The organism is Streptomyces lonarensis (assembly GCF_012033735.1).
Lineage (GTDB): Bacteria > Actinomycetota > Actinomycetes > Streptomycetales > Streptomycetaceae > Streptomyces > Streptomyces lonarensis.
On the sequence record NZ_JAAVJD010000116.1, the window covers coordinates 1 to 17177 of the forward strand.

General features: G+C 73.4%; 16 protein-coding genes. All 16 read left to right on the plus strand.

Features of this window, described 5'->3' with window-relative positions; genetic code table 11:
• The first annotated feature begins 52 nt into the window (after positions 1 to 52).
• Positions 53 to 493 carry a TadE/TadG family type IV pilus assembly protein gene (locus tag HCN56_RS15240; protein ID WP_167971454.1) on the plus strand — a complete coding sequence of 147 codons (441 nt, stop codon included), beginning with the start codon at positions 53 to 55 and terminating at the stop codon, positions 491 to 493.
• A complete protein-coding gene (locus HCN56_RS15245) occupies positions 490 to 912 on the plus strand; it encodes a TadE/TadG family type IV pilus assembly protein (RefSeq protein ID WP_167971428.1) in 423 nt (140 codons plus the stop codon). Before HCN56_RS15240 ends, HCN56_RS15245 begins: the two co-directional genes overlap by 4 nt.
• A 70-nt stretch (positions 913 to 982) precedes the next feature.
• Complete coding sequence (locus HCN56_RS15250; protein WP_167971430.1) at positions 983 to 2443, plus strand: TadA family conjugal transfer-associated ATPase; 1461 nt, start codon at positions 983 to 985, stop codon at positions 2441 to 2443.
• Positions 2440 to 3456: a type II secretion system F family protein gene (locus HCN56_RS15255; protein ID WP_167971432.1), complete on the plus strand. Its 1017-nt coding sequence runs from the start codon at positions 2440 to 2442 to the stop codon at positions 3454 to 3456. Before HCN56_RS15250 ends, HCN56_RS15255 begins: the two co-directional genes overlap by 4 nt.
• A gap of 142 nt (positions 3457 to 3598) precedes the next feature.
• Positions 3599 to 4501, plus strand: coding sequence for a DUF5936 domain-containing protein (locus tag HCN56_RS15260; RefSeq protein WP_280923281.1), 903 nt, complete (start codon positions 3599 to 3601; stop codon positions 4499 to 4501).
• 338 nt (positions 4502 to 4839) lie between these two features.
• Entirely contained in the window at positions 4840 to 5046 is a 207-nt protein-coding gene (locus tag HCN56_RS15265) for a hypothetical protein (RefSeq protein WP_167971434.1), read from the plus strand.
• 44 nt (positions 5047 to 5090) lie between these two features.
• A complete protein-coding gene (locus tag HCN56_RS15270; RefSeq protein ID WP_167971436.1) occupies positions 5091 to 5621 on the plus strand; it encodes a hypothetical protein in 531 nt (176 codons plus the stop codon).
• A gap of 34 nt (positions 5622 to 5655) precedes the next feature.
• On the plus strand, positions 5656 to 6240 hold the full coding sequence (locus tag HCN56_RS15275; protein ID WP_167971438.1) for a hypothetical protein: 585 nt from the start codon (positions 5656 to 5658) through the stop codon (positions 6238 to 6240).
• Between the two features lie 14 nt (positions 6241 to 6254).
• Positions 6255 to 7061 carry an OmpA family protein gene (locus tag HCN56_RS25820; protein WP_209312771.1) on the plus strand — a complete coding sequence of 269 codons (807 nt, stop codon included), beginning with the start codon at positions 6255 to 6257 and terminating at the stop codon, positions 7059 to 7061.
• A 343-nt stretch (positions 7062 to 7404) separates the two neighbouring features.
• Positions 7405 to 8421, plus strand: coding sequence for a DUF4328 domain-containing protein (locus HCN56_RS15290; protein WP_167971442.1), 1017 nt, complete (start codon positions 7405 to 7407; stop codon positions 8419 to 8421).
• A gap of 60 nt (positions 8422 to 8481) precedes the next feature.
• Complete coding sequence (locus HCN56_RS15295; RefSeq protein WP_167971444.1) at positions 8482 to 9033, plus strand: DUF1990 domain-containing protein; 552 nt, start codon at positions 8482 to 8484, stop codon at positions 9031 to 9033.
• A 489-nt stretch (positions 9034 to 9522) separates the two neighbouring features.
• Positions 9523 to 10761, plus strand: coding sequence for a prepilin peptidase (locus HCN56_RS26465; protein WP_312871245.1), 1239 nt, complete (start codon positions 9523 to 9525; stop codon positions 10759 to 10761).
• A gap of 165 nt (positions 10762 to 10926) precedes the next feature.
• Entirely contained in the window at positions 10927 to 11694 is a 768-nt protein-coding gene (locus HCN56_RS15305; RefSeq protein ID WP_167971446.1) for an isoprenyl transferase, read from the plus strand.
• Between the two features lie 696 nt (positions 11695 to 12390).
• Complete coding sequence (gene phoH2, locus HCN56_RS15310) at positions 12391 to 13695, plus strand: RNA 5'-3' helicase PhoH2 (protein ID WP_209312774.1); 1305 nt, start codon at positions 12391 to 12393, stop codon at positions 13693 to 13695.
• Between the two features lie 877 nt (positions 13696 to 14572).
• Positions 14573 to 15310: an aggregation-promoting factor C-terminal-like domain-containing protein gene (locus HCN56_RS15315; RefSeq protein WP_167971450.1), complete on the plus strand. Its 738-nt coding sequence runs from the start codon at positions 14573 to 14575 to the stop codon at positions 15308 to 15310.
• Between the two features lie 314 nt (positions 15311 to 15624).
• The coding region (locus HCN56_RS15320; protein WP_167971452.1) for an AI-2E family transporter at positions 15625 to 17177 on the plus strand (1553 nt) is incomplete at its 3' end.

Consider the following 17177-nt stretch of genomic DNA (forward strand, 5'->3'; position numbering starts at 1 on the left):
CGAGGAGTGAGCCGGAGTCGGGGACCGCCCGCAGGGGTGCGGCGTCGGGCAACTGGCCGATCAGGGTGATCAGGGCCCGTGCGAGGCGGCGCGGCGCGGCCCCGCGGCACAGCCGACCGGGCCCCCCGCCGCCGCCCGGCGCGGCGACCGGGGCGCCGTCCTCGTCGAATTCGCCGGCATCTTCCCCTACGTGCTGCTCATGCTCGCCGTGATATGGCAGTGCGTCCTCATCGGCTACACCTTCTCCCTCGCCGGCAACGCCGCCGACCAGGCGGCCCGCGCCGGGGCGGCCGCCCGCGGCGGAGCAGCCGGAGCCTGCGCCGAGGCGGCCGCCCGGCACGTCCCGGACGCCTGGTCCGTCAGCGCCTCCTGCGGAGTGCAGGGCGACATCTACCGGGCAGATGTCACCCTCCGCGTCCCGGCGCTCTTCCCCGGCCTCCTGGACCTGCCGTTCGACGTACCCGGGCGCGCAGGCGCCGCCGCGGAGGGATGACCGTGCAGCCCCGGACCGCAGCCACACCCCCCGCAGCCACACCACCCGTCGGCGCCCCCCGGTGGGACCGCCAACGCGGTATCACCGCGGTCGAGTTCGCGGGCTGGCTGCCCGTGCTGCTGATCGTCGCCCTCGCCGGCCTGCAACTCGGCCTGGTCGGCTACGCCGTCCAGCAGGCCGGCACCGGCGCCCGGGCCGCCGCCCGGGTCGCCTCCCAGGACGACATCGCGGACCGCTACCAGAGCGCCGGCCGGGCCGCCGTCAGCGACTGGCTGACCGTCGGGTACGCGCTGGACGCCGGCTGCGGCGGCTCCGCCGACGTCGCCACCGTCACCGCCCGCGTCCAGGTCCCGTCCGTCCTGCCGTTCGTCGACGGCTTCGGCTCCGCCACCCGCTCGGTGACGATGCCGTGCGACTGACAGCCACGCCCCCGCCGGGCCGCGCCCCCGGCCACCCCCGCCGCACCACCCCCGCGAGGAGGAGCACCCCATGGGCCTGAGGTCCCGGCTCGCCGCCCCCGACGAACCCACCGGCACCGACCAGGGCGACAGCCGGCTCGTCGCCGTCTATCGGGCCAAACTGCTGCAGGAGACCGACCTCGCCGAGATGTCGGCGATGTCCATGGCGGACCGCCGTGACCGGCTGGAGCGGGTCCTCGGCCACATCCTCAGCCGTGAGGGCCCCGTCCTCTCCACCCAGCAGCGGGCCGGCCTGATCCGCCGGGTCGTCGACGAGGCCCTCGGCCTCGGCATCCTCGAACCCCTCCTCGAGGACGCCTCCATCACCGAGATCATGGTCAACGGCCCCGACCAGGTCTTTGTCGAACGGGACGGCCGCGTCGAGCAGCTACCGCTGCGGTTCGCCTCGAAGGACCAACTGATGCAGACCATCGAACGGATCGTCTCCACCGTCAACCGCCGCGTCGACGAGTCCAACCCCATGGTCGACGCGCGCCTCCCCACGGGCGAACGCGTCAACGTCATCATCCCGCCGCTCTCCCTCAGCGGCGCCACCCTCACCATCCGCCGCTTCCCCCGGGCCTTCTCCCTCGGCGAACTGCTCCACACCGGCACCCTCGACCAGCACCTGCTGGTCCTCCTCACCGCGCTCGTCCGCGCACGCTGCAACATCATCGTCTCCGGCGGCACGGGCTCCGGAAAGACCACCCTGCTCAACGCGCTCTCCGGTCTGATCCCCGAGGGCGAGCGCATCGTCACCGTCGAGGACGCCGCCGAACTCCAGCTCCAGCAGCGGCACGTCGTCCGCCTGGAGGCCCGCCCGCCCAACGTCGAGGGCCGCGGCGAGGTCACCATCCGCGACCTGGTGCGCAACTCGCTGCGCATGCGCCCCGACCGCATCCTCGTCGGCGAGGTCCGCGGCGGCGAGACCCTCGACATGCTCCAGGCCATGTCCACCGGCCACGACGGTTCACTGGCCACCGTCCACGCCAACAGCGCCGAGGACGCACTGCTCCGACTCCAGACCCTCGCCTCCATGTCCGAGCTGCAGGTCCCGTTCGCGGCGCTGCGCGACCAGATCAACAGCGCTGTGGACGTCCTGGTCCAGCTGACCCGCCACTCCGACGGGACCCGGCGCATCTCCGAGGTCGCGGTACTCGCCAGCCGCGGCCAGGACCCCTTCCACGTGGTGCCGGTCACCCGCTTCCACAGCGCCCCGTTCGCCCAGGGCGGCGCCGCCGAGGGGCGGTTCGTCCACCACCCGGTGCCGCGCGCCCTCGCCGAACGCCTGCACCAGGCCGGCGAGACCGTCCCGCCCGTCTTCGGTGTCCTCCCCGACACCGCCCTCCCCACGCAGAGTCGCGCGACGTCCGCGGCGGCCGACGGCGCCGACGGCCACCACCCCGCCGGGGCCTGGCCGGCCCTCGGCCCCGCGCCGGGTGCGGGGCCCCCGTACCACGGCCGACCCGACCCCGGGGAGGCACACCGATGACCGGCCCCCCGGCGCCCGGCGACGCCACCGTCCTGGCCGTCGACCACCTGCCGCAACTCACCCTGGGCGTGGCACTGGTCGCGGCGCTCGTCTTCGTCGTCGGCCTCCACAGCTGGGCCACCGGCCGCGCGCGGCAGCGCTCCCTGATGCACCGGCTGTCCGGGCCCGACCCCACCCCGGCCGACCCCATCGTGCCGGGCGCCGCCCGTCGCGGCGCCGACCTTCGCCCCGGCCGGTTCGCCACCGTCGACGCCCGCGTACGGGGCACCCGGTTCGGCCGCCGGCTCCGCAACAAACTCGCGGCGACCGGCCTCGACCTCACCGCAGGCGAGTACCTGGTCTACGTCACCGCCGCCGTGCTGCTCCTCGGCCTCGTCGGCTCCGTGGTGCTCGCACCGTTCTTCGGCCCGGTCTTCGCCGCGCTGGCCCTGTGGGGCGGCAACGTCTACCTCACCTGGCAGCGCAACAAGCGGACCGAACGCTTCATCGCCCAACTGCCCGAACTCGCGCGCCTCATCGCCAACGGCACCGCGGCCGGGCTCGCGCTGCGCACCGCACTCGCCATGGCCGCCGAGGAGATGGACGACCCGGCACGGACCGAACTCGCCTCCGTCGCCAACCAACTGGCGGTCGGGCGCTCCCTGGAGGAGGCACTCGACGAGCTCGGTGAACGCCTACCCTCCCGTGAACTCAACGTCCTGGTATCCACGTTGATCCTCGCCAACCGGGCGGGCGGCGCGATCGTCTCCTCGCTCCGCAACCTCACCGACACCCTGGAGCAGCGCAAGGAGACCAGGCGGGAGGTCCGCACCCTGCTGGCCGAGGTCAACGCCACCGCCGTCACCGTCCCCGCGCTGGGCCTCGGCGCCCTGCTGATGATCAACAGCATGGCGCCGGGCGCGCTCAGTCGCGTCACCGGCAGTGCCGCCGGGCAGATCGCCATGATCGTCGCGATCTCGCTGTACGTCGTCGGCTTCGTCGTCGTCCGCCGCTTCGGCCGGGTGGACGTGTGACCGCGCCGGACGGCCGGGGACCGCTCCGCGCCGGACGCGTGCCCGGCCTCGTACCCGCACCCGGGGTCGCGCACCGCCCCACGTCCCACCGCCCCACGTCCCACCGCCCCGACTCCCACCGACCTGACCTTCACCGACCTGCCTGGAGCCGGCCGTGATCGCCCTGCTGCTCTCCCTCGCGATGCTGCTCGCCGTGCTCGGCCTCATCGGCGGCTGGCGCATGATGCGCGGCGGCACCCCGCTCCCGGACGACCTCGCGCTGGCGCTGGAGGTGGGCTCCACCCGGACCACGGCCACCGGCTCGGCCGTCGACCGCATGGGCGTCCGGATGGCCCCCACCGTCCTACGGCTGATGGGGCCGCAGAACGTCGACCGCAAACGGCTCCGCATCGACCAGGCAGGCAATCCGGAGGGTCTCACCGTCGACCGGTACGCCGCCCGCCGCGCCGTCTACGGGCTGTTCGGCGCGGCAGTGGCGGTGCTCTTCTTCGCGGCGGGCTGGCCGCTGTTCGGCCTGATGGGCCTGGCGTTCGGCCTGTTCGCCGCCGACGCGCTGATCTGGCAGGGCGCCCGCGCCCGCAAGGAGGCCATCGAACGCACCCTCCCCGACTTCCTCGACGTGCTCGCTGTGGTCGTCTCCGCCGGCCTCGGCTTCCGCCAGGCCCTGGACCGCGTCTCACTCCGCTACGAGGGCCCGTGGGCCGACGAGATACGCATCACGCTGCGCCAGATGGACATGGGGGTCTCGCGACGGCAGGCATTCGACGAACTCCGGCGCCGCAACGGGTCGGAGGCCGTCAACCAGTTCGTCACCGCACTCCAGCAGGGTGAGGAACTCGGCGCACCGATCGCCGACACCCTCGTCCAGATCGCCGACGACATGCGGCGCACCGACGCCCAGAACGCGCGGCGTCGGGCGGCCAAGGCCATCCCGAAGGCCACCATGGCGACGCTCGTCTTCATGGTGCCGGCCACGATGATCATCATCGTCACCGGCATGATCCTCGGCTCGGGCACCAACCTGCTCGGTGTGCTCAACCCCTGACGCCGGCTGCGTAGTTCGTCCGCTGGGACAAGTAGCCCCGAGCCCGGGCGGCGCGACAGCGCCGGACTTCACGGCCGATATTCGCATTCGTAACGCACTACCCGGTGACCGGAGGGTGGGGGATGTGGGACAGTCAGTGGCGAGGAAGGCGGGCCGGCGACGGCCGGGAGGGGGCGAGGACATGGCGGCAGCTGAACCCAACTCGTGCCCTCCGAAGCCCAATCGCAGCCTCCGTGTGATGCCCGAACCGACCCGTCCGCAGTACCGTGTGGCGGGGCCGGTACTCCGGGGTAGGGAACCGGCGGTACGACCGGGACCGTCCGGAGAGGACAACGACCATGGGCACAAAGCTGCTGCGTTGGGGGCTCACTCTGTCGAGCCGCCTGAAGAACGCCGACCGCGACCGCGGCGCCGGATTCGTCGAGTACGCGGGGCTCCTGCTCCTCATCTCCGCGATCGTCGTCGCCGTCGTGGCACTGAACCTGCACACCGCCGTGGCCAATGCGATCAGCGGCGCGGTGGGAAGGGTACTTCAGACCGGCTGAGCCGCCAGGGCGAGCGCGGGGGAGTCTTCCCGCTCTACATCTGGATGGTCAGCGGGCTGCTGCTGATCGCGATGATCTTTTTCGTGTTTGCCCAGGCAGCTGTGACGCGCGGCGGTGGCCAGTCGGCGGCGGATGCCGCCGCTCTGGCGGCCGTGCGAGAGGCGCGGGACGGGCTGCACGACCGGTTCCGCGAGGTGCTGGAGGACGAGGAGGCCGACCTCGCGGAGATCCTGGACGGGCTCGGCTTCCTGTCCGCCTCGGCGTGCGCCGCCGCCGCCGACTTGGCGGCCCGTAACAACGCCTCGGTGACCGACTGCGCGCCCGTCGCCGGGCGGGCCGGCTACCGGGTGACGATCGAGACCAGGAACACCGTCGGGGACTCGGTGCTCCCCGGTACCTCGAACGCCACGGCCACGGCGAGCGCCGTGGCCGTGATCCTGCCGCTCTGCCGTCCGCTCCCGGGCGACGAGCGGACCGAACTGGACTGCGAGGAACGGGAATGGGCCCTTGATCCGGAAGATCCGGACCAACTCCCCGAACCGAGAGATCTATTCCGTATCCGGCTGGAAGACTGAGATTCCAGAGCGAGTCGACAAGGGAACGCCCTCGATGGAAACGCGTGAGAGCAAGACACGTAGCGGGCTCGTCGCCCTGACCCTCGGCGTGGTGCTCAGCCTGACGCTGGTCGGCTGCAGCGGCGGAGGCGATCCGGAGTCGTCGGATGCGAACGATTCCGCCTCCCCGACCGAGACGGGGGAGGGGGAACCCGACGAAGGACAGGTCGACGACAACGACGGCCCCCAGACTCTGGCTCAGGTCACCGGTGAGCGCGACATCACGCTGACGGTCACACGCGCCGTGCGCGAAGAAGGCGGCTTCCTGACGGTCGAGGGCACGATCCGCAACGGCGGCGGCAGCGGCTGGAGCGACGCGGCCTGGGCCGGGCAGGAGCAGGAGCTGGCGAGCAACAGCTTCTCCATGGCCGGGGCTTCGCTGACCGCCAAGTCGGAGGGGAAGAAGTACCTCATCCTCCGCGACACCAGCGGCCGCTGCCTGTGCACGCGGTTCGACCTCAACATCGCCGCCGGTGAGACGGTCGACTGGTTCGCGCAGTTCCCGGCGCCCGCGCCGGAGACGTCGCAGGTCGATCTGCAGATCGGCAAGCTGCCCCCCGCCACCTTCGAGATCCGCTGAGGAGACACGAGGTCATGAGCGAGAAGCTGCGTCCCGCCGCCCGGGCGGCGGTGGGGGTCGGGACGGGAATCGCCGTGCTGGCCTTCGGTGCGCCGACCGCCTTCGCCCAGAGCGACGAGCCGTACGAGCAGCCCCCCGGGTACGAGCAGCCCGCCACGCCCGACGTGGACACCAACGCTCCCGGGCTCAAGCTCGGGGACGGGGCGACGCTGGCCGACCCCCGCGTGCTGGACATCAAGTTCGTCGTGGAGGAGATCGGTGGTGGCGGTCAGCCCGAGGAGGGCGAGGGGGCGCCGGACCCCGAGCCGACCCCCGACCCGGAGCCCGACCCCGACCCGGAGCCCGACCCCGATCCGGAGCCCGGCAGGCCCGATGAGGACGAGCAGGACGAGCCGGAGGAGGACGCGGGCGGCGGCGCGGCGGTCGACGGCGGGGGCGAGACCCGGGAGGAACGCACCGGAGGGCAGCGCAAGTTCGTGCTCCAGGCCGGCGTCCTCTTCGAGGAGAGCGAGGCGCAGCTGAGCGAGGAGTCGCTGGCGGCGCTCGAGGCCGTGGCGTCCGCCATCGAGGAGGAGCAGCCCGAGTGGGTCAACATCTTCGGGTTCACCGACAGCCAGGGCTCCTACGAGTTCGGCGTCCAGCTCTCCAACGAACGCGCGGAGAACACCCAGCTCGCGCTGATCGACCTCATGGACGACGCGGGTGACATCACCTTCAACATCAACGGGTACAGCGAGGAGTACTTCCTCTACGACAACAGCACCGCCGAGGGGCGACAGAAGAACCGGCGGGTGGAGATCTCCTGGCCCACCGGCGGGTAGCTCTCGCCCCTGAGTGCAACTCCGGATGCCCCGGCCCGCGCGGGCCGGGGCATCCGTGTTCGGGCGGCTCGCCCCACCGGCCGGCTCGCCGGTCCTGTCGCGGAAGTGAAGGGTGTCGTACCGCGGCGGGAACCCCGGCGTGTACGGGGGGTGACATTCCTGGTGGGTGATGTTACTCTCGGTGTTCGAATGGTCGGGGTGCTCGCGGATCGATCCTGGGTCGACCGCGGGGGAGCTGCGGGGAGAGGTGAGACACGTGCGCTGCTGGAGGTGCCGCGCGAGCGAGGCCGATGCCGCCACGGGCGTCTGTGTGAGATGCCGGCCGCTGCGCAGTTTCAAGTCGGTGCGCCGGTTGGCTGCCGTCGCCTCCGCGCTGCTGGTGCTCTGCGCGGTGCTCTCGTGGCAGCGGCTGCTCGCTGCCCGGGAGAAGCTCGCCTATCTCGCGCAGTCGCACGACATCGACCCCTCCGGCATGACCGTCGAGCAGTGGCGCTCGGCGGAACGGGCGCTGCTGCCGGAGGACGCCCGGATAGCAGGGCTGATGGAGAACGCGACCGGCCCCTGGGTGGTCGTCGGCACGCTGACAGCCGGCTTCTTCCTCCTCTGGTTCCGCCGCGCCCGGAGCAACGCGAGGCTGCTGGCCGGGGTCGATCCTTCGGTGCGCCGCAGCTTCGCCTACGCGGGTTGGCTGCTGCCGGTCGCCAACCTCGTGGTGCCGCGCCGGACCCTTGCCGAGCTGCGCCCGCCGGGGAGCAGCGGCGGCCGCGTCGTCCTCCACGTGTGGTGGCTGCTGTGGATCGCGACGGTGACGGTCAGCGCGCTCGCGTTCTGGTTGTGGTGGGAGGCGGCGCCGCAGGCGGGCGGTCGGCTGGCCCAGGGGAAGGTGCCGGCAGCGGCGCCACTGGAGGATGCGGTCCGGGTGCTTGCCGTCGCCGACGGACTGCTGATCGCCTGCGCGTTCGCCACCATCGCCCTGCTGTGGCGCACCACCCGACTGCAGGAGAAGGCGCTGGCCGCCGGGCCGCCGGCGGGGCCGCGGCCGCCGACCGTCGCCGAGCTCGACCACGAACAACTGCTCGGCCGGGTGGTGGCCCGCTGGGGCGACGAGGCCGACGCCGGCCCTTCCCGGCGCGGCGCCGGTGGGGGCTCCCGCCAGGCGTCCCCCGGTGAGCCCCCTGCCGACGGCGGCCCGCACCGGCCGACCTCGACCGAGGTGCCGCAGCCGCGGACGCCGGCGCCACGGAACCGCCCGGTGTCGAACTCTCCGGCGGACCGGCACCGCAACGGCGGGGGCGTCGGGCGGGCGGTGCGTCGCCCCCGGCCGCCGCACCGGGGCCACGGTCCCGGTCAGGACGGTTGACCTGCGGCCGCTCCCGACCAGGGGCGGCGAGCAGGACCGCAGCTCGATACCCTGCCGACCATGGGTAATGACGAGCGACAGGTGGTCGAGTCGTCGCCGGTCCTCACCTACGACGAGGTCGGCGCGACGCGTCGGCCCGGCGATCTGCCCCCGCCCGGACGGCACCTCATGAGCGTCCGCACCTGGGTCGGTTCCGGTGACGACGCCTTCCGGTTCGCCTCCCGTGCCCTGATGGAGTGGCGGATGCACCGTGCCGTCGGCGTGGGGGTCGAGGCGGGGCACCCCCGGGCGGCGCCCGGCGTGCCGGTGACCGTGGTGGTCCGGCTCGGCCCGGTGCGGTTGCTCCGCGCCCCCTGCCGCATCGTCTGGGTGGTCGAGGAGGGGGCTCGTGCCGGATGGGGGTACGGCACCCTCCCCGGGCACCCCGTCAGTGGCGAGGAGTCGTTCCTCGTCGAGCTGGACGGAGCCGGCGAGGTGTGGCTCACCGTGACCGCCTTCAGCCGTCCCGCCGTCTGGTACACCCGTGCTGCCGGGTCACTGGGACGTGCGGCGCAGCGCTACTACGCGCGACGATGTGGTCGCACCATGCGACGAGTGGTTGCGGCTCGCTGACCAGCCGGGCACCCTCCATGACGGGCTCATCACGCACCATCACCGCTGCTCGGGAGGGGTGTCGTCCCCCACATCTGTGCGGGTCCGGGCCGCCCTGTCGCCATTCCTGACCGCGAAGCCTTGGGGTATTGTTTAACGGTCACCAACTGCCAGCGTCGTCACACCCACCCCGGCGACGGCTGGCTGGGCCGGACGTGAGCAACCCCCCCCCCCCCCGCCCCCCCCCCCCCCCCCCCCCCCCCACGTCTCTCCCCGCCGGACTGCTCGCCGCGCCGGCCGCCATGGTGACGGTGAGTAGCGGCTGACCCGCCGGCCCACCGATCCACCAGCCGCGGCCCGCCCACGCGCCGGCCCGGTCGGCGCCCGCCCGGGGCTGGGGCGACGCCCCGGCGCGCCGTGCGGCTCAGGCGGCCGGTGCCGGCACCCGTCTGCGCTGCTTGCGCGGGAAGCCGGGCCCCGGGGGCGGGGGAGCCCGTACGCTCTTGCCTCGTGTCTGTGCCGCTGATCGTCGCCGCCGCTGTCTACGGAGCCGCCGCCGGGGCGTTGTCGCCCCGGGGGGTGTACCGGCTGTCGGTGGAGCCCTCCCAGCCGTGGCGACCGCACTGCCCGCAGGGCCATCCCTGGCCGCGAGGTGCCCGCGGCTGGCTCGGCCCGGCATCCCGCTGCCCGGCCTGCCGCCGCGGTCCCGCCGCGTTCCGCCGGGCCGACATCGGGGCGCCCGCCCCCGACGCGCCTACCGCGCCCCGCAGCCCCGTCACGTCCGCCGCCGACGAGGCGGTCGACCCGCCCGCGATCGACCCCGCCGTAAGGCCGGCCGGTGCCCGACCCCACTCGGAGCGGCCGCAGGGCGCGAATGCCAGGGACCGCCGGCACGCCGCGGACCCCGACACCGACCCCGGTCGCGGTGCGGACGCCGGGCCTGCGGCCGCACCGACCGGGACCACAGGCAACGCCGAGCGCGCGCCTGACCTCGACGGCCGGACGGGGTTCGGCGCCGTTCCCGACGCCGCCCGGCGCGTGGACACCGACGAAGGTGTCATCGGCAGCGCAGGGATCGAGCACCGCTCCGACATCGACGCCGACAGCGGCTCCGACACCGGCCCCGACGCAGGCACCGAGGAGGGCACCCCTGACGCCACGCGATCTGCGACCGCGGACGCCGCGCCCGGAGCTGCCGAACGGCGACCGCCGCGCGGTCTGCTGCCGGCCTCCGTCAATGCGGCTGTCTGCGCCCTGCTGGCGTCGGTCCTCGGCGCGGAACCGGCCCTGGCGGTCTGGCTGCTGCTCGTGCCGGGCATGGTCGCCGTCACTGCCGTGGACCTCGCGGTGCTGCGTCTCCCGGATGTCCTCACCTACCCGCTGGCTCTGCTCGCGGTGGCGGGCCTCGGGGTGTGCGCGCTGGTCGGGGGCGATGCCGGTGGCAGCTGGGCCCGCGCCCTGCTCGCCGGCGGGGCACTCGCCGGCGCGCTGCTGGTGCTGGCGCTGATCAACCCGCGCGGCATGGGGCTGGGCGACGTGAAGCTCTCGCTCGCGCTCGGCGTCGCCCTCGGCTGGTACGGCTGGGACGTCCTCGTTCTCGGCGTATTCGCCGGCTTCCTGCTGGCGTCGGTCCACGCCGTCCACCTGGTGGCGCTCCGGGGCGCCGGGCGGGGCACCGCCTTCTCGATGGGACCGTTCCTGGCGGCGGGAGCTCTGGTCGGCCTCGTCCTCGCCGGACTCGCCGGGTGATTCCCGCCGAGTGTGCGGGCCCGCCGAGCACCTATGCGTTACGGTGGGAACCCCCCCCTCGGGCCGGTCCGTATCCCCCCCCACGGACCGGCCCGCTTTCTGTTCGGGACGCCCTCCGGGCCCGTGTACGCTGGCGCGGTGCGGCAAGAGGGGCGAACAAACGCTATGAAGAACAAGCTGCGCCAGCTGGCGGTCAAGCTGTACGCGCGGCGCGTGGAGGGACACCTCGATCCCGAGCAGGTCCCCAAGCACATCGGCGTCATCCTCGACGGGAACCGGCGCTGGGCCAAGGCAGCCGGTAACACCACGCGCGAGGGCCACCAGGCGGGCGCTGCGAAGATCCGCGAGCTGCTCTCCTGGTGCGAGGAGACCGAGGTCAAGGTCGTCACCCTCTGGCTGCTCTCCACGGACAACCTGGACCGGCCCGAGGACGAGCTCGGCCCGCTGCTCACCATCGTCGAGGGCGCGGTGCGCGACCTCGCCGAGGACGGACGCTGGCGGGTCCACCACGTCGGAGCCATCGAGGCGCTTCCCGAGCGCACCCAGCAGGTGCTCCGCGACGCGGAGCGCGTCGCGGGGGACCGGGACGGGATACTGGTCAACGTCGCCGTCGGCTACGGCGGCCGTCAGGAGATCACCGACGCGGTCCGCTCGCTGCTGGCGAAGCGAGCCGCGGACGGTGACACCCTGGAGCGCGTCGCCGGCACCCTCCGCCTGGAGGACATCGCCGAGCACCTCTACACCCGCGGCCAGCCCGACCCCGACCTCGTGATCCGCACCAGCGGTGAGCAGCGGCTCTCGGGGTTCATGCTCTGGCAGAGCGCGCATTCCGAGTACCACTTCTGCGACGTCTACTGGCCCGCGTTCCGCCGCGTCGACTTCCTCCGGGCGATGCGTGACTTCGCAGCCCGGCACCGCCGCTTCGGTCACTGAGCCGACCCGCCCGTTCGGGCCTTGCGGCCCTTCACGGTCGTCAACGGCCGTTCGCCGCAGTCCGCCGCGGAGAACGATGTCCCACGGGACCGCTTGCCGCCCGCCGATCCGCGCCCCGCGCCGGATGGGCGGGCGGTTCTCGTTCCGCGGCGCCGCCGGCCGCCGCGGCCCGCCCCGGCCGTCCACCGCTCACCACCCGCCGTGCCCGACCGCCGGAACCACCGCGCCGCGCCGCGCCGCCGCGCCGCCGCGCCGACGCGCTGCCCGTTCCCCGTTCCCCGTGGACGCCCCGGCGACAGCCGCCGCCACCGCCCCCGCACCGCTGCGTGACCTGACCCCCTCCGTCACCCCAGCCCCGGGAAACCCCCGGCACACAGCCGTCGAACTCCGGCGGAACACGGACGGGCGAGGTTCCGCCTTACGGGTCAGCCGGGTGATCGGAGGTATGACCCGACGGGCGGAAGGGCATATTGACGGCGGGTCGGAGCCCGGACCCGGCCCGCCGGGAGGCCCGTTTGCGCAGCACCACGGAGTTCGCTGAGGGCCGGAGTGCGGCCCGCCCGCGGCGAGGTCCCTCCGGCACCACCCCCGGCGCGCCGGACCGCCCGGTCCCATGGCGCGCCGCGGCTCCCAACCTCATCCGAGGGGGTTTGTCCACACGTGGTGACGACCAAGAAGCGCCCCGACGACCGGCGCATGTACGTCCTTGACACCAGTGTTCTGCTCGCGGACCCGTCCGCGATCACCCGGTTCGACGAGCACGAGGTGGTCCTGCCCGTCGTCGTCATCTCCGAGTTGGAGGCCAAGCGGCACCACCCCGAGCTGGGGTACTTCGCCCGGCAGGTGCTCCGGCGCCTCGACGAGTTCCGGGTGAAGTACGGCAGGCTCGACGAGCCGCTCCCGCTCGGTGAGGTCGGCGGTACCCTCCGGGTCGAGCTGAACCACTCCGACCCGACGGTCCTGCCGCCCGCCATGCGCGGCAGGGACGGCCGGCTCCCGGACAACGACACCCGCATCCTCGCGGTGGCACGGAACCTCCAGGCCGAGGGGCACGATGTCACCGTCGTCTCCAAGGACCTGCCGCTGCGGATCAAGGCGTCGTCGGTCGGCCTCCAGGCGGAGGAGTACCGGGCCGAACTCGCCGTCACGGACTCCGGCTGGACCGGGATGGCCGAGGTCGATCTCGGCGGTGAGGCGGTGGACGAGCTGTTCGCCACCGAGGCGGTCCGGGACCCGGTCGCCGAGGGGATGCCGGTCCACACGGGTCTGGTGATCTCCTCGGAGCGGGGGAGCGCCCTGGGCAGGGTGGCGCCCGACGGCCGAATCCGGCTGGTGCGGGGCGACCGCGAGGCGTTCGGCCTGCACGGTCGGAGCGCCGAGCAGCGCATCGCGCTGGACCTGCTGCTCGACCCCGAGGTCGGCATCGTCTCCATGGGCGGCAGGGCCGGCACGGGCAAGTCGGCGCTGGCGTTGTGCGCCGGGCTGGAGGCGGTGCTCGAACGCCGGCAGCACCGCAAGGTGATGGTCTTCCGCCCGTTGTACGCGGTGGGCGGGCAGGACCTCGGCTACCTGCCGGGTACCGAGTCGGAGAAGATGAACCCCTGGGCGCAGGCGGTCTTCGACACCCTCGGCGCCGTCAGCTCGGGCAACGTCATCGAGGAGATCACGGCCCGCGGCATGCTGGAGGTGCTGCCGCTCACCCACATCCGGGGGCGGTCGCTCCACGACGCCTTCGTGATCGTCGACGAGGCGCAGTCCCTGGAGCGGAACGTCCTGCTGACGGTGCTGTCGCGGATCGGTCAGGGTTCGCGGGTGGTGCTCACCCACGACGTGGCGCAACGCGACAACCTGCGGGTCGGTCGGCACGACGGCGTGGTGGCCGTCGTGGAGAAGCTCAAGGGCCATCCGCTGTTCGCGCACGTGACGCTCAACCGGTCGGAGCGGTCGCCGATCGCGGCGCTGGTCACCGAGATGCTGGAGGAAGGGCGGCTGCCCGACTGAGGGGTGCACCGGGGCGCGGTGCGGTCGCCCGGTCGGCGCCGCGTCCCGGGCGGGCGCGTGACCGCCCCGGAACCCGCCCGGCTCTCCGCCGCCCCGAACCGCTCACCGCGCTCACCCGCGAGCCACCGCTCACACGTCCGCCGCGTCGGCCCGTCGCCGATGCCCGTTCAGTGCGGCCCGCGCCCGGGCCCGTTCGCCACGGGTCCGGGCCGCACGACCGCGTGCCGCCGCCGCTCCACCGGGCGAACCGCCGTGCGTGCGCGCGCCGTCGTGCTCCGGTGCTGTCCGGCGTCGGCCGACCGCCGCGGTGTGCGCGGCGCCCACCACCCCGGTCGGTGCACGCAGCGGGCACGGCGGCGGCACCGGTGCTCGTCCGCCGGGGCCGCGTGGGACCGTCGTCGGCTCCGCCGGGTCGGCCCTGGCGGAGGGCCCTGTCAGGTGGCTCACAGCCTCCCAAGTCACCACATCGGGTGCGGTCTTCGCATCTTCCGCATGTGGGGCGAGAAGGCGGGGTAGAGTAGCGTGCCGATCCGCGCGTGTGTCGGTCTCCAGTGAACGCACAGGCCAAACGCCCTGTGACCTTTCCCACAGCGCGTTGAATTGCCAGCGGCCGCGCATCTCCGGCAGGGTGTGCAGCTGTCAGGCCCCGCACACGGCACCGTCGTTCACCTCCGGGTGGTCGGCAGCAGTAGCTCTCTCACAACTGAACAGCCGCTCGCCGTGTGCCGCCCGAGTACCACGCGGGCTCCCTTGCGAAGACGCGGGGTGTCCGCCGGGCCAGTGTCTCCCGTGACCGTATCCGCAGCGGAGACCCGTGCCAGGGGCACGATTGTGCCCGTGGGGGTCACCCGGACGGGCGATGGTGGAAGGAAACCGTGTGAGCCGGATTTCGGTCCGGGGATTCGCAGTGGCGTCTGCTACCGCGGTCACGACCGTCGGTGCTGCCGTCGGCGTTGCCTCCGGTGAGGACAGCTCGGCGAACGACCTCGAGGTCGTCGCTGCCGATGCTTCGCTGCTCGTTGACATTCCCGCTGCCGGGGACGCCCAGCTGCACACCGCCTCGCTGAGCCTCCAGGCCGAGTCGCAGGACCACGCCGCTGAGTCCCTGACGCGTCAGTCCGCCGAGGAGACCGCCCGCAAGGCGGCTGCCGAGAAGGCGTCTGCGAAGAAGGAAGCCGCCGAGAAGGCCGCTGCCGAGGAGCAGGCCGCCAAGGAGAAGGCGGAGCGCGAGGCCAAGGAGAAGGCCGAGCGCGAGGCCCAGGAGGTGGCCGCGAGCCGCAGCACCGCGCGCTCCGACATCAGCCCCCCGGTGCAGGCGAGCTACACCAAGGCCGAGGTCCAGGCCATGGCGCAGCAGATCGTCGGCGGCGGCCAGTACCAGTGCTTCTCCTCCATCGTCACGCGCGAGAGCGAGTGGAACCACACGGCCACCAACCCCAGCTCCGGCGCCTACGGCCTGATGCAGGCGCTGCCGGGCACCAAGATGGCCTCGGCCGGCGCCGACTGGCGCACCAACCCCGCCACGCAGATCAAGTGGGGTCTCAACTACATGAACGAGCGGTACGGCAGCCCGTGCGGCGCCTGGGAGTTCTGGCAGGCCAACCACTGGTACTGACCTCGGTGTGAGGCGGCTTCCTGCCGGCGGTCCCTCGGTTCCCGAGTCGTCCCGGGACAGCCGCGGTCCGCAGCGGTTCGACGGCGGTGGGGCGGTGACGCGCGAGCGTCACCGCCCCACCGCCGTTTTCGGTTGCACCGTCGCCTCTCCCTCGCACGCTCGCCGCGTTCTGTTTCTTCACCGACCCGCCCGTGTCCTTCCATCGGGTTAGCTGCGACACCCACCCGGCCGCACGGTAACGTCGGGCGGCGCGGGCCGCGCGCGGTGAACGGCCCGGCGCCCCGGCGCGGACACCCAGGGGGAAGAGGACGACGATGGCAGCACGACTTCAACGGCTGCGGGCCCAGGTATCGCGGGTGCGCTCGCGGGTCTCGGCCTACCGCCAGGCGGCCGAGGAGGAGGTGGCGCGCCGCGAACGGGAGCACGAGCGGCGGGTGGTGGGCGACGACGAGCCCTCGCTCCGCCACGCGTCCCCCGACGGCGACGCTCCCGCGCGGGCCCGCCTCGCGCAGTCGGTCTCGGTGTCGGCGCGTGCCCCGCTGGCGGCCGGTGAGACGGCCTCCCGGGCCGGCGCCGACGACCGGCGGATCGAGGGGACGGGCGGCGCAGGCCACGGTGGTGACGGCGGCCACGGCGGGGTGCGTCCCGGCCCGCCGCCGCCCGCGGAGGCGCTGCCCTGGGGGCTGCGGGTGGCGAGCGAGGTCTGCTGGCGCCTGCTGGTCATGGCGGCGGTCGTCTGGGTGCTCATCCAGGTGGTCGGCGCGATCAGCCTGCTGGTGATCTCGTTCGCCGCGGGGTTGCTGGTCACCGCGCTGCTCCAGCCGTTCACCGGACGACTCAAGCAGATGGGGCTGGGGCGTGGCGCGGCCACCGCCGTCACCTCGTTCACCGGCTTCGGCGTGATCGGCCTGGTCGGCTGGTTCGTGGTGTGGCAGGTGATGGAGAACATCGACAACCTGGTCGAGAGCGTCACCGACGGCATCAACGAGCTGCGCGACTGGGCGGTGGACGGCCCGTTCGCCGTCTCCGAGGACGACCTGACACAGATGGTCGACAACGTCAACCGCTGGTTGAGCGACCACAGCGCCGAACTGACCTCCGCAGGTCTGGAGGGCGCGAACTATCTCTTCCGCTTCCTCAGCGGCGCCGGTGTCGCGCTGTTCGTCGTGCTGTTCCTGCTCTACGACGGCCGCAACATCTGGTACTGGTGCCTGAAGTTCCTTCCGGCGTCCGCCCGCCCGGGCGTCGCGGGTGCGGGTCCGCGGGCCTGGATCACGCTGACCGGCTACGTCCGCGGCACGGTGCTGGTCGCCGCGATCGACGCCATCGGCATCGGGATCGGCCTGTACTTCCTCAACGTGCCGATGGCGGTGCCGCTCGCCGTCATCGTCTTCCTCTTCGCGTTCATCCCGATCGTCGGTGCCTTCGTCTCCGGCGCGCTGGCGGTGGTGGTCGCGTTCGTGACGGACGGTCCGATCACGGCGCTGCTGGTGGTGGCGCTGGTGCTGGTGGTGCAGCAGATCGAGGGGCAGATCCTTCAGCCGCTGATCCTGGGCAGGCTGGTGCGGGTGCACCCGCTGGGCGTGGTCCTCGCGGTGACCGCCGGTACGCTCCTCGCGGGCATCCCCGGCGCGGTCGTCGCGGTGCCGCTGGTGGCGGTGCTCAACACCGTCGTCGGCTACCTGCGGGCCTACCACCAGGAGGCGGAGATGCGGGCCGACCCGCGGGCCAGCGGCGCCACGGTCGCCGCGCTCGCCCCGACCCCGCCGCCGTACACGATGGAGAAGGACGACACCCCCGCGGTGGGCGGCGCCGCGGACCGGCCGTCGGGCACCGCCGCTGACGCCGGCGACCCGCCGGGCGCGGC